Genomic DNA, 13,848 nt, shown 5'->3' on the forward strand with positions numbered 1-13,848 from the left:
CATGGCGCCAATGCTTCAATCACCGAGGGAGGGCGGAAGAAAGCGATTCAGACAGCAAATCGCCGAACGCACTTCCTGAGGCGACCCATTATCTTAGACCATGTCCGCGGGCGGCCCGGGGGGCAGTTCACGCCGCGCCTTCGGCTTGCCGTCCTCAAGAGGCGCTTTTTTTGCCTTGGAACGGCCCCGCGCAAAAAAAAAGGCGCGCCATGCAGGCGCGCCGGTTCGGCAGCGATCGCGCGCGATCAGTCGACGGTCGCGCCCGAGTTCTTCACCACCGGAGCCCAGGTCTCGACTTCCGACTTGATGAAGGCGGCGAATTCGGCGGGCGTGGTCTTCTGGGCCACGGCGCCCAGGTCGGCGTAGGCCTTCTTCACTTCGGGCTTGTCCAGCGCCTTGACCATGGCGGCGTTGAGCTTGTTGACGACCTCGGGCGGCGTGCCGGCCGGGGCGATCAGGCCGAACCACGACGACACGTCGAAGTTGGCGAAGCCCGATTCCTGCATGGTGGGCAGGTCGGGCGCGCTGGGCGAACGCTGGGCGGTCGTGACCGCCAGGGCGCGCAGCTTGCCCGACTGTGCGTGCGGCCAGGCCGACGGCATGTTGTCGAACATGAACTGCACCTGGCCGCCGATCAGGTCGGTCAGGGCCGGCGAGCTGCCCTTGTACGGCACGTGCAGCACGTCGATGCCGGCGCGCTGCTTGAACAGCTCACCCGCCATGTGGATCGAGGTGCCGCTGCCCGAGGACGCGAAGTTCAGCTTGCCCGGGTTCTTCTTGGCGTATTCGACCAGTTCCTTGACCGACTTGACCGGCACCGACGGGTTCACCACCAGGATGTTCGGCACCTTGGCGCCCAGCGCCACCGGGGCGAAATCCTTCACCAGGTTGAAGTTGACGTTCTTGTACAGCGTCTGGTTGATGGCGCTGGTGACGGCCACGAACAGCAGCGTGTAGCCGTCCGGTTCGGCGCGCGCCACCAGGTCGGTGGCGATGTTGCTACCCGCGCCCGGACGGTTCTCGACCACGAAGGACTGGCCCAGCGACTGGGTCAGTTCCTTGGACATGATGCGGGCGATGACGTCGGTGGTGCCGCCGGCGCTGAAGCCGACGATGACGCGCACCGGTTTGTCGGGGTATTCGGCGTGGGCGGGAGCGTTGAAAGCCAGAGCAGCGGCCAGGCCGGCGAACAGTGTGGCCACCATGCGGCCGCGACGGGGCTTGGAATCCAGGGTCATGGATCAGTCTCCAGTAATATTGTCCATCTCGTGGACGTTTGAGATGCTTTGACACGATTGTCCGCTACCATCGCTGCGCCCGGCAAGGCAAAGTCCATGCAATGGACATAAGGCTTGTTAGCGTTTTCCCCTCCCGATACCCCCCAGGAAGGCGATTCACGATGCAAGAACTCGATTCGGCAGGCGCCGCCGACGTTTCCCCGGATGCTTCCGGCGCGGGTCCCCGCACCCTGCGGCGCGGCCTGATGGTGCTGGCCGCCCTGCGCGACCAGGGCGGCGCCGGCCTGAGCGTGACGGACATTGCTCGCCTGACGTCCATCCAGCGGCCCACCATCTACCGCCTGCTGGCGGCGCTGCTGGAGGCCGGCCTGGTGACGGCGATGGAAGGCAGCAAGCGCTATCGCGCCCAACTGGATACCGAACCCGAACTCACCCCTCCCGATCCGCGCGTGCGGCAGTTGCTGCCCACGCTGCGGCGCCTGGCCGAGCGCACGGGCGACGCGGTGTTCCTGGTGGTGCGCGACGGCGACGAATCCGTCAGCCTGCACCGCGAGATCGGCAGCTATCCCGTGCAGATCCTGGCCACGTATGCCGGCAAGCGGCAGCCGCTGGGCGTGGGATCGGGCGGCATGGCGTTGCTGGCCGCCCTGCCCGACCGCGCCGCGCACGGCATCGTCATGCGCAATTCCGCAAAACTGGACGAATACGGCGGCATGACCGCCAACGAAATGCTGCGCCTGATCGAGAACACCCGCGCGCGCGGCTATTCGGTGGTGGGCAACCATGCGGTGCGCGGCGCGCTGGGCGTCGGATGCGCCCTGCTCGACGCGCAGGGCGCGCCGGTGCTCGCGGTGAGCGTGACGGCCATCATCGACCGCATGCCGGCGCAGCGCCAGCGCGAGATCGCCGGCTGGATCAAGGCGGAACTGGGCCGGCTGGCACCGCGCGCCTGAAGCCGCCCGTTCCGCAGAACGGCGAGGCACCCGGCCAGGCCAGCCGAGACGGGGCCGCCGGGCGCCCAGGCGGCCGGTGCGTCAGGCCGGCGCGCCGGGATCGCGCGGCGCGTTGCCCGATGCGGGATGACCCTGCACCGCCATGGCGGCCTCACCCTTGTCCGCCGTGAACAGGGCACGCTGCATCGGCACCGGGGACTGGAAGCCCGCATCGTCCAGCGTCTTGCGCACCATGCGCAGCATCTGCCAGCGCAGTTCGCCGTAATTCGAGGACTGCGTCCACAGGCGCACGTTGACCAGCACGCCGCTGTCGCGGTAGTCCTCGACCTTCACCACCGGCGCCGGCGACTGCAGCACGTCGGGATGGCCGGCGACCAGATGCTGCAGGCGTGCGATGGCGTCGTCGACGTCGTCGCCGTACTGCACGATGACGGGCACGTCCAGGCGTCGGTTGGCGTTGCGCGCGTAGTTCGTGATGGTGGCGTTCCAGACCGTGCTGTTGGGCAGCGTGACGGTGATGCCGTCGGCCTTGATCAGACGCGTCAGGAACAGGCCGACCTCGTCGACGGTGCCGTCGATCCCGGAACTCAGGGCCACGTACTCACCGGCGCGTATGGGCCGCAGGATCAGCAGCATGATGCCGGCCGAGATGTTCTGCAGCGTGCCCTGCAGCGCCAGGCCGATGGCCAGGCCGGCGGCGCCCAGGACGGCGATCAGGCTGGCCGTCTGTACGCCGAAGCGCGCCAGCACGGCGATGATGGTGAACACACGCACCGCCCAGACGACGGCGCCGTAGAACATCGGAATGATGGTGCGGTCGATGTGCGACGAGCGGCTGGCGATGCGCCGCACCCAGCCGCCCAGCAGGGCGGAGACCCACCAGCCCACGCACAGTATCAGCAGCGCGACGGCCAGGTTGACGCCCAGGTCGAATATGCGCGGCCAGATGCCGACCAACCCGTTCCAGGTAGTTTCCATGATTGTTCCCGTGGAAAAGAAAAGAGAAGGGAGTGCGTCCGTGCGCCCCTTCCCTCGCGGGCCTTTGGCGGGGACGCATATGCAGGGGGGACTCTAGCAGATGCGGGGAGCGGTTTGCGCCCGCGCCCTGCAAGGGCTTCGTCCGCTACAGGCGGCGGAAGTGGTTGTCCCAGGCCAGTCCGCCGTCGGTGGGCCGCACGGGGCGCGGCGCGATGCCCGGGCCGGCTTCGACCATGACGCCCAGTCCGCTGCTGGCCAGAAAGTTTCCCTGGGCGTGCGGCGCCACGCCGCAGCCGTCGGGCAGCCTGGTGATGCCCAGGCAGCGGCCGCTGGCCGCGTCCCAGTACATCACCTGCCCGCCCACCGGGCTGGAGGTGGCCATGACCTGGCCGCTGGCGTCGGCGGCCACCGTGCCGATGTAGTGCCGCATGTCGCGCAGCGCCTGGGCAGGGCCGTGAAACAGCTCGGGCTGGCGGCCCCGCCGGTGGCGGCCCACCAGCGCCGGCTGCTCGCTCTCGGGCCCGACGTGCTGGCAACCGAACCACACCGTTCCATCTCCCGCCAGCCCGAGATGGCGGATGGACAACTGATGCAAGGCGGCCCGCAGTTCGACCTTCTCCAGGAGGCGGCCATCGGCCGCGTCCAGATAGACCAGCGAAGGACGCATGGCGTCCAGGTTCAGCTCCAGCTTGCCGTAGTCGGGATGCGTGAGGATGCCGCCGTTGGCCACGCACAGCGTCTTGCCATCGGGCAGCAGGACGACCTCGTGCGACCCCACGCCGCCCACGTCGAATTCGCCCAGGCGGCGGTACTGGCCGCCCGGGGAGGCGTCATACACCCCCAGCACCGCGCGGCCGCGCTCGTAGTCGTTCTCGGTGGCCAGCACGCGCTTGCCATCCGGCAGGAAGACGCCGTGGCCGTAGAAATGGCGGCCCTCGGCGGCCTGCAAGGGCTGCGGCGGCTGACGTCCCGCGACGTCGAACGCCACGGCGAAGAAACCCGGCTGGCGGCCGAACACCACCGCCCGGCCGCGCGCCGGGTCCAGCGCGAAGCTGTGGCCGCGGTCCGGCATGGGCACCTGCAGCAGGTCGGCGCCGCGCGCGTCCAGCACCACGGCCTCGTAGCGGCCCGCCCGCCGCCGCGCGGTGACGTAGCAAGGTTCGCCATCGGCGCGCTCCGCCCGCCGCAGGGTTGCCGCCCGGGCCGCCGGCGTGCCCGGCAGGCCCAGCGCGGCGCAAAGGGCCAGGAAGCGGCGGCGGTCGATCCGCACGCTCAATCCCCGTCCAGCGCGTTGAAGCCGATGGACACGCCGAAGGCGGCGGCGAAATCCTGGTCCACGATGTCCTTGGCGTTCTTCAGCACCAGCGTGGCCAGTGTGAACGGCTGGCGCGATGCCTCGTCGCCGGCGGCCTGTTCGATGGGCTTGGACACGTCCGTCAGCGCCTGGCGCGCGCGGTTCAGTTCGTCACGCACGGCCTGGCCGGTCCAGCGGCCGTCGGGCGGCAACGCCTCGGTCAGGTGCCCGGCCCAGGCGCCCATGCCATCCAGCCCCGCCATCAGGGAAGGCACGGTCAGGTCGCTGCGCCAGAAGGCCGCGCGGCGCGGACGGGCGTCGGCCGGCGTCTTGCCCAGCACGGGCAGCAGCTTGACGTCGCGCGCGAACTGCAGGCCGGTGGACAGGGCCTTGACCGCTTCGGCGGCCACTTCCTGGCTGTTGCGGTACAGGTCGTTGCCGGCGGCGGGCGAAGCGAACTGGCGGCCGAAATCGCCCTGCGGGCTCCAGGCCTGGACCAGTTCGGCGGCCACCGCGCCGGTATTGGCGGCGATGGCCTGCGCGTAGCGGCATTCGTAGGCAAAGCCCGGCGCATCGCGCGACTGCAGCACGCCGCCGTCGCGGTACAGCACGAACTCCAGCGCCGGCAGGCCCTGCACCGCCACGCTGCGGGTAGCCAGCGCGCCGGGGGCCAGCAAGGTCTCGTCTTTCCTGGCCAATGCCTCCTGCACCTGGCGCAGCACCACGCCGCGCGGATCCGGCCAGAAGGCCAGGCGCTCGTAGCGGTTGCCCTGCACCAGGGGACCGAAGCGCAGGAACTCGATGCCGGTCCAGGCCTGCACGGTTTCGCCGAAAGCGTCCGAGACACGTTTAGCCGCCTCGGCCTGGCCGCCCGCGCACCAGTCCTTCAGGCTTGCCTGCAAGCTGCCGGCCGCCTTCTGGAAGTCGGCGAACGCCGGGCGGGCATACCCTTCGGACAGGCGCTGGCCCAGGCTCTGGGCCGTGGCGGCGGCCTGCACGGCGGGCGCCGCGGCGGCGCATCCCAAGGCGGCGGCCGCCACCATCTTGCGTAACGGAAGGGACATGGTTTGGATTCCTTTTGCATCTCTGGGCGGACAGGCGCGGCGCGGCGCGGGCGCATGCCCGCCGCCGCGCCCGTCGAGGACCCGCCATGATCGCGGCCCCTTCACTTACAGCGACTCCAGGAAACGCACCAGATCGGCGCGCTCTTCAGGCGTCATGTTCACCACGCGATCGCGCGCGGGCTGGGCCTCGCCGCCGTGCCACAGCACCGCCTCCAGCAGCGTACGCGCGCGGCCGTCATGCAGCCAGGTGGCGTTGGGATTGACGGTCTTGGTCAGGCCGATGCCCCACAGCGGCGGCGTGCGCCAGTCGCGGCCCGAGGCCAGCCCTTCGGACACATCGTCGGCCAGGCCGTCGCCCATGTCGTGCAGCAGCATGTCGGTGTACGGCCAGATCAGCTGGAAGCGATGCTCCGGACGCGCCGCATCGCGCCGCGTCACGTACTTGGGCACGTGGCACGCCACGCAGTTGGCCTCGTAGAACAGCTTCTTGCCCGCCAGCACGCGCGCGTCGTCGACGTCGCGGCGCTGCGGCACGGCCAGGTTGGTGGCGTAGTCGGCGACCAGGTCCATCAACGGCCCCGGCACTTCGTGCTCGCCCAGGTGCGGTTGCGCGCCATGCGGCATCTTGAAGCACTCGGCCTGCGCCGGGGTGCATTCGCCGTAATGGCTGGGGAACATCGGCGTGGACAGGCCCATGTCGTTGGAGAACGCCACCGCCGACTGCTGCTCGACCGTGGGCTGGCTGGCCTTCCAGTTGAAGCGGCCCAGCGCCGGCTTGCCGGTGCGCGCGTCGATCACCCAGTTGGGCTTGCCGCGCACGCCATCGCCGTGGTCGGCCGTGGCGTTGGCCAGGATGTCGGCCTCGTGCACGGCCTCCAGCAGGCCCAGGCCGATCATCGGCGGCGCCAGGCGCGGCGACATCTGCACGTCGGCGCGCATGGGGCCGTAGCCCAGGTTCCCGATGCGATAGGCGGGCCGCATCAGCGTGGCGGTCTCGCCGCCATTGAGCTTCACCTCCACCGGCGTGTATGCGATCTCCAGGCTGCCTTCGGCGGGCAGGCCCGCCACCGCGAAATTCTGCAGTTGCACCCCGTAGACGGGATCGGGCAGGAAATGAATCTCGCCGGTATGGATGCGGCGCAGGTCGGCTTCGGTCAGCGCCGGCACGGCCAGCCGCATCAACAGGGCCACGGCGTCGCTGCGCTCGACGGGGTCGAAGCCGGGCACCGTGCCCCGCCCGTCCTTCACGTGACACGCCTGACAGGAGCGCGCATTGAACAGCGGCCCCAGGCCATCGGAGGCCTGGGTGGAAGACGGCGACGAGACCCAGTCCTTGCGGAACAGGCTGTTGCCCATCTGGAAGCGCTGGCGGCCCTCGAAATCCAGCGTGGCCGAGGGCAGCGAGAAGATGTCGGCGTTGATCAGCGGGCGCACCGTGGCCGCGCCGGCCTGCATCAGCTCGAAAGGCTCGGCGCGGCTGAAATCATCCGTGGCCTGGGTGACCTGGCGCACGCGCGCCTGGTCCTTGGGATTGAGATCGGTGCGTTTGCGCTTGGCGGCGGCCTCGCCCGCCTCGGCGATGCCTTGCGGCGCCGGCGAGGGGCCGGCCGGGACGTTGGGATCCCGGGCCGCTTCGTGCTGCTGCGCGCGCTCCTGCGCCGGCTGGGCGGCCGACGCCGCCCCATGCGTCACCGCGGCAAGCGCTGCCAGCGCCGCCGCAACCATCACGGGCTTCATTTGAATACGGCGGCCGGGTTGTCCAGGCTGTCGGAACCCTCGACCTTGACCTCGCCCACGTCCAGCAGCGTGATCACGCGCTCGAAGCTGCGGGTCTGGGCGACCAGCGCGTCGATGGCCTTCTGCACCACCGCGTTGCCTTCGGCGTTGCCGCTGCCGATCATCTGGTCGTAGGTCTCGATGGTCTCGGCGCGCGTCTTCAGCGCCTGCATGGCCTTGACGGTGTCCTCCAGGCGCGCGCGCACTTCGGCATCGAGCTTGGCGTCGCGGGCCTTGACCAGGTCGGACAGGCTGGCGCCCCGCACCGTCTTGCCGTCCACGCGCGTATACGCGCCGGTGTAGACGTTGCGGATGCCGATCTGATTGTAGAAATGCGAGTTGTGCGTGTTGTCCGAGAAGCAGTCGTGCTCTTCCTCGGGATCGCCCAGGATCAGGCCCAGCTTCATGCGCTCGCCGGCCAGTTCGCCATAGGACAGGCTGCCCATGCCGGTGAGCATGGCCTTCAGGCCTGCCTTGGGGTCGGCCTCGACGGCCTCGCGGGCGGCGCCGCCGGCCTTCCAGTGGCCGACCATGGTTTCCAGGTCGGTGACCAGCAGGTCGCTGACGGCCTTCAGGAACTCGACGCGGCGGTCGCAGTTGCCGCCGGTGCAGTTCCCGGTGTCGAAGTCGGTGTGCGGACGATTGCCCGAGTGGCGCTCCTGCGGCGTGCCCTTGCGGTCGGCCGGCGCGGGGCCGGTGCCGTTCAGGTCCTGGCCCCACAGCATGAATTCGATGGCGTGGTAGCCGGTGGCCACGTTGGCCTCGTTGCCGTCGGCCTCGTGCAGCACCTCGGACAGCAACTCGGGCGTGATGCGCGAGGCGTCGATGGTCTTGCCGCCCACCGAGATCCTGGAATTGGCGATCAGGTTGACCACGTAATAGGCGTTGGCGTCATTCTCGGTGCCGTACGAGGCGTCGACGTAGTCGAGCATGCCTTCGTCCAGCGGCCACGCATTGACGCTGCCTTCCCAGTCGTCGACCACGGGATTGCCGAAGCGGAACGCCTCGGTCTGCTGATAGGGCACGCGCGCCGCGATCCAGGCATCGCGCGCGGCCTTCAGCGTCTGCTCGCTGGGCTGGGCGACCAGGGCATCGACCGCCTGGCGCAGCGTGCGCGCGGTGGCCAGCGAATCTTCATAACCCGCCAGGGCGATGTCCGAATAGAGGCGCGTGACGGCCTTGGGCTCGACCGCGGCCTGGGCGCCGGCCGCGGCCAGCGCCCCCACCAGGGCAGCACCGTACAGCAGGCCTCGTAGCGACTGGTACATCGACAATCTCCGTTGTTTGCACGCCCGCCCCGCGACGGACGGCGTGTGGGTGAACTTACGAGAGTTGGCAGTGTAAACGAGATTCGTTCTTTGTTCAGAATGGTGTCAGTTGATTGTTGGCGCGGCGTCAGCAAGAAGGAATGCCTCGCCGCGCGCGGGCCGCGGGCCGAGGCCCGCAAGCTCAAGGCCGAGGCGGGGCACGCGGGGGCCTGCCGCGTGCGGAATCCCCGGGATTGCACCAGACCAGTGCGCTTTTCGTCGAAAGATCGGACCCCACCGCTGCCCTGCCCCTCGCGCGCCCGTGAAAACAGACATGGCACAGGTATTGCTTGATACGCCGTACAGGCCCAAAACCTTGCGCCTGATCTTTACGGAGCGTAGCCATGACCCAGGACACCATCGACCGCTATGTAAGCCGCTGCCTGAAGCTGCTGGGCAATCCGCCGCAGCGCACCGTGCCCGGCCCCCTGGCGCCCCAACTGGCGCGCGCGCCGGCCGCGCCGGCCGGGGGCCGCGGCTGAAACGCCGGGCAGAGGGCGGACGGCCCGTCCGCCACCGGGCCGGCTGTCTCGCCAGCCAGGGATCCGGCCATCCCCCGGATATCCGCCTCGCTCACGCAATAAAGAATCGCCCGCGCCGACGCCTCGGCGCGGGCGATTTCTCATCAGGCCCGCCGCATGGGCCGGCCCGCGTCAGGAACGCAGCGCTTTCATGGCGCGCGGGCCGTTCCCCGCATACAGCCAGCCGCGCAGCAACCGGGTGATGACGGGCATGCAGACGAACGACAGCACCGGCGTCATGCACGCCGTGGTGACCAGCACGCGCCAGAACAGCGGCAAGGCGCTCAGGATGGGATTGAAGATCGTGGAAAACAGCAGCAGCATCGGGAAATAGGCCACCCAGATGCTGATGGCCTGCTTCCAGCGCGGCGGCGCCGAGACGCGCGGGCCGAACCAGCTGTCCATGCCGCTGACGCGGGTCTCGTGCGTGGCGCGCACCAGCGAGGCGCCGCGCTCCAGCCACATGCGGCGCGGCAACGAGCCTTCCCACCGCGTCAGGCTGGCTTCGTCGGTGAAGCGCAGCACGATCTGGTATTGGTCGCCGCCCTCGGGCGGCTGCAGCACGCCCGAGCCGAGGAAGCCCGGAAATCCCGCCGCCAGGATCTCGCCCTGGCGCATCCAGGCCAGGAAATCGCTGTAGCGATCCGGCGAGATGTGGCGAGTCACCAGCATCGTCACGGGAATGGGCGCGGGTACGGGGGGTCGGGCGGCGGACATGATGGACTCCTATGCAGCGGGTCAGCCTGGAAACGCCTGCTGGCGCGTCCGTATTAACCCTAGCAAGAGACGTGCCAACCTTGCGGTGCAGCACGGCGCCAGGGGCAGGGAGGAAGCCTTGCGGTTTGCTTGCGACTCCTAGGATTTTTGCACCGCACAAATCCCCAACCCAGGGATTACCCGTAGATATTGCACCGACATGGTGCATCCTCGCCAGGCTGTTCAACCTGCGCTAACAAGGGGTTGCGCAATGACGGCGCGAGCCCGTTGAATGGTCGGAAAGCGTTCTCTACACTGAGGCGACCCTCACCTAGGAGCAATGCGCCCATGAGCACCACCAAAATCGCCGTCCTCGTCGGCAGTCTGCGTTCCGGTTCGATCAATCTGCGCCTGGCCCGGGCCATGGAAAAGCTGGCGCCCAAGGAAGTCGGCTTCGAATTCGCGGACTTGAACCTGCCCTTGTTCAACCAGGACCTGGAGAACGACCTGCCCGAACCGGTGGCCAAGCTGAAGACGCTCGTCAGCCAGTCCCAGGGGGTGCTGTTCGTCACCCCCGAACACAACCGCTCGATCCCGGCCGCCCTGAAGAACGCCATCGATTGGGGCACGCGCCCCTGGGGCCAGAACGTCTGGATGGGCAAGGCGGGCGGTATCGTCGGCGCCTCGCCCAGCGCGGCGGGCTCGGCCATGGCGCAGCAGCATCTGCGCAACGTGCTGGCCGCCGAAGGCGTGAACCTGCTGACCACCCCCGAGGTGTTCCTGCAGATGAAGGAAGGCCTGATCGACGACCAGTTCCAGATCACCAACGAGGACACGCGCAAGTTCCTGCAAGGCTGGATGGACCGCTACGTCGCCTGGGTGAATAAGACCGCTTGAAGACACCTCGCGGCGGGAAGGTACGGGATGACCCGTATTTATCCCCGCCGTGTGTGGAAAACCCGCCGTTCAACCGGGAGAACCGGAAAATTTTCCTTTACAGATCAAAGCCCTGAGTTCCTTGGGCAAAAAAAGGTCAAGAACAGTAAAGGGTTTTCCACCGCAGATGTGGATAAGGCTGAGGACAGCCTGCGGGCAGGTCGGGAAAGTCCTTGCGCTTCAAGTAGTTACAAACGCCGGGCAGAAACCGTGCAGCCGGGCTGCTATCCACAGGGAACTGTCATGAGGCAGCTTTTCCGTGCGCCGACAGGCGGCTTATCCACCGGCGATGTGGACAAGCCTATGCACAGCTCTCTGACAATCCCGAAAATCCTTGCGGGAACAAGGGTTTAGAAGGACTGCTCAAATTCTTCCCGAAGTTGCCGAACGGCCTCGGAAAAGCCGTACCCGCGAGCTCCGCGAGGGGGGCGGGCCGGCGCCGGGCCATGCCATGGCCATTTATCCACCGGCGTTGTGGACAAGGCTATGCACAGGCGTCTGACAATTCGGAAATCCTCTTCAACAACAGGCACTTGGAAGCGCTGGTCAAAATATTGCCGCGGTATTTCCAATGTGCCCGGATTGCCCCCCGCCGGACTTACTCTTCCAGCCTCATGCCGAGCTTGAGGCCCACCTGCCAGTGCGCGACCTTGCCGTCCTCGATGTGGCCACGCACCTGGGTCACTTCGAACCAGTCAAGGTTGCGCAGGGTTTTCGAGGCACGCTCGATGGCCTGGGCAATGGCGTCGTCCGAGGACGTGGTGGACGAGCCGACCAGCTCGATCTGTTTGTAGATGTGTTGGGACATGGCGTGGACCTCCTGGCTGAGCCGGCGCCCCCCGCCGCGGGAAGGTCCGCGCGAGGGGCCGGCGTGCGGTGACCAGCACGTTCCGTGCCGCCGCCACCACGATCCGTGCGGGCCCGGCGCAGCAGGGAGGGCGGGAAATCCGGCCGCCCCACCGGGGCAACCGGGTCCTGGTGAAGCGCCCGCTCTTCAACAAAGAAAGAGGTCCTGCAAAGACAAGGGAATGGCGTTAGCGGCCTCATTGCGTCCCCGTTTTTTTCACGCCTCGGCGACCTTTGCATTCCTTTGCAGTTGACGTTTTGCAACGTTTTTGCCGTCTTTCGATTTTAAAAACCGAGCCTTGCCAGAGGGCGATAGAAGGCATAAATATCTACCCCGCATGGACCAGGTAAAAATTTTGTTTACTCAGGGTTGAAACATATGTCAAATAGCATCCAGCTTTTTTAAAGATACGACTATTTGTAAATTGGATCATTGCGCCGTTTGCGAATGTCGTTGCCGCCCTGTCTGGGTCTGACCATCGCCGCCCGAGTCCTCATGCCGCGCTACTACGCTTCCGCCCGCCCGTCCGCCCGCCCTCTGACCCCGTTGGCCGCCCGGCTCGGCAGCTCACTGGCCCTGACGCTGGCGCTGGGCGCTCCGGCGGCCGCGCAGAACGTGCCGCAGCTGCCCTCGGGCGCCGAACCCGGCCGCTCGCTGCCCCAGCCCGTCATGCCGCAGAGCACCTCCGGCGCGCCCGCCGTCTCCGTCCAGCAGGGCAGCGCCTCCGAGGCCCCCGCCGGCGCCGACAAGCTCACCTTCGCGCTGAACGGCATGCAGGTCGAAGGGGTCACGCAGTACCCCGCCAGCGATATCCGCGCGCTCTACCAGCCGCTGCTGGGCAAGACCATCACGGTCGCCGATGCCTTCAAGGTCGCCAACGACATCGAGCTGCGCTACCGCAACGACGGCTTCGTCACCACCCGCGTCATCGTTCCCGAGCAGACCATCGAGGGCGGCGTCTTCCGTATCCGCGTGGTCGAAGGCTATATCTCCGACGTGCGCTACGACGGCGACATCGGGCCCGCCCAGGCCGCCATCGAGAAGCTCGTGCAGCGCCTGCGCGGCGTGCGCCCCATCAACGTCGCCGAGGTCGAACGCCAATTGCTGCTGGCCAACGACCTGGCCGGCATGACCGTGCGCGCCTCCCTGGAAGCCTCGCCTAAGGAAGTCGGCGGCTCCACCCTCGTCGTCCACAGCGAGCGCAAGCCCTTCGACGCCTCCATCGGCTTCGACAACCGCGGCTCGCCCTACCTCGGCTGGGGCGAGGCCCTGGCCCAGCTCAGCCTGAACTCGTTCGGCCCCAATGCCGACCGTCTCACCGTCACCGGCCGCCTGGGCACCCCGGCCTACCGCAGCAAGGCTGCCTCCATCGGCTACGACATGCTGGCCACCAGCAGCGGCCTGACGCTGGGCGCCACCGCCAGCTACGCCAAGAGCAAGCCCGGCCGCGAACTGGCCGATCTCAACGTCGCCAGCGACGTCGAGTCCTACGCCGCCACCGCCAGCTATCCCCTCATCCGCTCGCGCCTGCAGAACCTGCGCGCCGTCGGCCAGTTCGAAGTCCGCAACGTCACCACCGACATCACCGACACGCCCTTCACGCGCGACAAGTTGCGCGTGCTGCGCATGGGCCTGAGCTACGACCGCACCGACTCCTGGAACGGCATCACCGCCGTGCGCGGCACCTTCCACAAGGGCATCGACGGCCTGGGCGCTTCCAAGGAAGGCAACGAGCTGGCCTCGCGCGTGAAGGGCCGGCCCGACTTCTTCAAGTTCACCGCCGAACTGACCCGCCTGCAGCAGCTCACCGACCGGTTCAGCCTGGTCGCCACCTTTGCCGGCCAGTACAGCGCCAGCCCGCTGCTGGCCAGCGAAGAATTCGCGCTCGGCGGGCCGAGCTTCGCCCGTGGCTACGACGACGGCGAGATCTCCGCCGACAGCGGTGTCTCCGGCTCGCTCGAACTGCGTTATGCCGTGTCCTCGGAGTCGTTCCTGTCGCACGGCGCCCATGTCTACTCCTTCATCGACGGCGGCCGCCTCTGGTCGCGCAGCGAGAGCCCCGAACTCGATCGCGCCAAACTCTCTTCCTATGGCGCCGGCATGCGCGCCAACCTGACCAAGAACCTCTACGCCACCCTCGAAGTCGCCAAGCCCATGAGCTCCGACGTGCTCACCCAGGGCGACAAGAACCCCCGCGTTTTCTTCAGCATTTCGGCCCAGTACTAAGCACCGCAGCGA

Annotated in this window: 13 protein-coding genes; 5 read left to right on the top strand and 8 right to left on the bottom strand. The window is 67.9% G+C overall.

Annotation, left to right across the window (positions count from 1 at the left end):
- Positions 1-245: 245 nt before the first annotated feature.
- Positions 246-1,238, bottom strand: a complete 993-nt coding sequence (locus A6745_RS00440) for a tripartite tricarboxylate transporter substrate binding protein (RefSeq protein ID WP_066122244.1) — start codon at positions 1,236-1,238, stop codon at positions 246-248.
- A 161-nt stretch (positions 1,239-1,399) separates the two neighbouring features.
- On the opposite strand from A6745_RS00440, the gene A6745_RS00445 reads away from it, so the two are divergent.
- The gene (locus A6745_RS00445) at positions 1,400-2,191 is read left to right on the top strand and encodes an IclR family transcriptional regulator (protein ID WP_066122247.1); all 792 of its coding nucleotides are present in this window, start codon (positions 1,400-1,402) and stop codon (positions 2,189-2,191) included.
- Positions 2,192-2,272: 81 nt separating this feature from the next.
- Here A6745_RS00445 and A6745_RS00450 read toward each other — a convergent pair whose 3' ends face one another.
- The 5 genes from A6745_RS00450 to A6745_RS00470 all read right to left on the bottom strand — a co-directional run bounded on the left by A6745_RS00450 (position 2,273) and on the right by A6745_RS00470 (position 8,571).
- The gene (locus A6745_RS00450; RefSeq protein ID WP_082852825.1) at positions 2,273-3,169 is read right to left on the bottom strand and encodes a mechanosensitive ion channel family protein; all 897 of its coding nucleotides are present in this window, start codon (positions 3,167-3,169) and stop codon (positions 2,273-2,275) included.
- 145 nt (positions 3,170-3,314) lie between these two features.
- Complete coding sequence (locus A6745_RS00455) at positions 3,315-4,439, bottom strand: DUF1513 domain-containing protein (RefSeq protein WP_066123628.1); 1,125 nt, start codon at positions 4,437-4,439, stop codon at positions 3,315-3,317.
- 2 nt (positions 4,440-4,441) lie between these two features.
- Positions 4,442-5,527: an imelysin family protein gene (locus tag A6745_RS00460; RefSeq protein ID WP_066122250.1), complete on the bottom strand. Its 1,086-nt coding sequence runs from the start codon at positions 5,525-5,527 to the stop codon at positions 4,442-4,444.
- A gap of 105 nt (positions 5,528-5,632) precedes the next feature.
- Positions 5,633-6,982 (bottom strand): di-heme oxidoreductase family protein, encoded by a 1,350-nt coding sequence (locus A6745_RS00465; protein WP_407922714.1) that lies wholly within the window; start codon positions 6,980-6,982, stop codon positions 5,633-5,635.
- Positions 6,983-7,260: 278 nt separating this feature from the next.
- Complete coding sequence (locus A6745_RS00470) at positions 7,261-8,571, bottom strand: imelysin family protein (protein WP_066122253.1); 1,311 nt, start codon at positions 8,569-8,571, stop codon at positions 7,261-7,263.
- Between the two features lie 383 nt (positions 8,572-8,954).
- Between A6745_RS00470 and A6745_RS28485 the strand changes: the two genes are divergently transcribed.
- Complete coding sequence (locus A6745_RS28485) at positions 8,955-9,092, top strand: hypothetical protein (RefSeq protein ID WP_156513234.1); 138 nt, start codon at positions 8,955-8,957, stop codon at positions 9,090-9,092.
- Between the two features lie 171 nt (positions 9,093-9,263).
- Here the strand turns inward: A6745_RS28485 and A6745_RS00475 are convergent, their stop codons facing one another.
- A complete protein-coding gene (locus A6745_RS00475) occupies positions 9,264-9,848 on the bottom strand; it encodes an antibiotic biosynthesis monooxygenase (RefSeq protein ID WP_066122256.1) in 585 nt (194 codons plus the stop codon).
- A gap of 327 nt (positions 9,849-10,175) precedes the next feature.
- Between A6745_RS00475 and A6745_RS00480 the strand changes: the two genes are divergently transcribed.
- Both A6745_RS00480 and A6745_RS28490 read left to right on the top strand, forming a co-directional pair.
- A complete protein-coding gene (locus A6745_RS00480; RefSeq protein ID WP_066122259.1) occupies positions 10,176-10,724 on the top strand; it encodes an NADPH-dependent FMN reductase in 549 nt (182 codons plus the stop codon).
- A 27-nt stretch (positions 10,725-10,751) separates the two neighbouring features.
- The gene (locus tag A6745_RS28490) at positions 10,752-11,117 is read left to right on the top strand and encodes a hypothetical protein (RefSeq protein WP_156513235.1); all 366 of its coding nucleotides are present in this window, start codon (positions 10,752-10,754) and stop codon (positions 11,115-11,117) included.
- A gap of 244 nt (positions 11,118-11,361) precedes the next feature.
- On the opposite strand, the gene A6745_RS00485 is transcribed toward A6745_RS28490, so the two are convergent.
- On the bottom strand, positions 11,362-11,571 hold the full coding sequence (locus tag A6745_RS00485; RefSeq protein ID WP_066122262.1) for a dodecin: 210 nt from the start codon (positions 11,569-11,571) through the stop codon (positions 11,362-11,364).
- A gap of 534 nt (positions 11,572-12,105) precedes the next feature.
- On the opposite strand from A6745_RS00485, the gene A6745_RS00490 reads away from it, so the two are divergent.
- Positions 12,106-13,836, top strand: coding sequence for a ShlB/FhaC/HecB family hemolysin secretion/activation protein (locus A6745_RS00490; RefSeq protein ID WP_231885864.1), 1,731 nt, complete (start codon positions 12,106-12,108; stop codon positions 13,834-13,836).
- Positions 13,837-13,848 lie beyond the last annotated feature (12 nt).

The organism is Bordetella ansorpii (assembly GCF_900078705.1).
In the GTDB taxonomy this organism is placed as follows: Bacteria; Pseudomonadota; Gammaproteobacteria; order Burkholderiales; family Burkholderiaceae_B; genus Bordetella; species Bordetella ansorpii_A.

Bases quoted from the DNA above. Each gene is read 5' to 3' on its own strand.
- A6745_RS00465 (WP_407922714.1), bottom strand. From the start codon at position 6,982: ATGCAGGCCGGCGCGGCCACGGTGCGCCCGCTGATCAACGCCGACATC.
- A6745_RS00450 (WP_082852825.1), bottom strand. From the start codon at position 3,169: ATGGAAACTACCTGGAACGGGTTGGTCGGCATCTGGCCGCGCATATTC.
- A6745_RS00470 (WP_066122253.1), bottom strand. From the start codon at position 8,571: ATGTACCAGTCGCTACGAGGCCTGCTGTACGGTGCTGCCCTGGTGGGG.
- A6745_RS00460 (WP_066122250.1), bottom strand. From the start codon at position 5,527: ATGTCCCTTCCGTTACGCAAGATGGTGGCGGCCGCCGCCTTGGGATGC.
- A6745_RS00440 (WP_066122244.1), bottom strand. From the start codon at position 1,238: ATGACCCTGGATTCCAAGCCCCGTCGCGGCCGCATGGTGGCCACACTG.
- A6745_RS00490 (WP_231885864.1), top strand. From the start codon at position 12,106: ATGCCGCGCTACTACGCTTCCGCCCGCCCGTCCGCCCGCCCTCTGACC.
- A6745_RS28485 (WP_156513234.1), top strand. From the start codon at position 8,955: ATGACCCAGGACACCATCGACCGCTATGTAAGCCGCTGCCTGAAGCTG.
- A6745_RS00475 (WP_066122256.1), bottom strand. From the start codon at position 9,848: ATGTCCGCCGCCCGACCCCCCGTACCCGCGCCCATTCCCGTGACGATG.
- A6745_RS00445 (WP_066122247.1), top strand. From the start codon at position 1,400: ATGCAAGAACTCGATTCGGCAGGCGCCGCCGACGTTTCCCCGGATGCT.
- A6745_RS28490 (WP_156513235.1), top strand. From the start codon at position 10,752: ATGACCCGTATTTATCCCCGCCGTGTGTGGAAAACCCGCCGTTCAACC.
- A6745_RS00485 (WP_066122262.1), bottom strand. From the start codon at position 11,571: ATGTCCCAACACATCTACAAACAGATCGAGCTGGTCGGCTCGTCCACC.
- A6745_RS00480 (WP_066122259.1), top strand. From the start codon at position 10,176: ATGAGCACCACCAAAATCGCCGTCCTCGTCGGCAGTCTGCGTTCCGGT.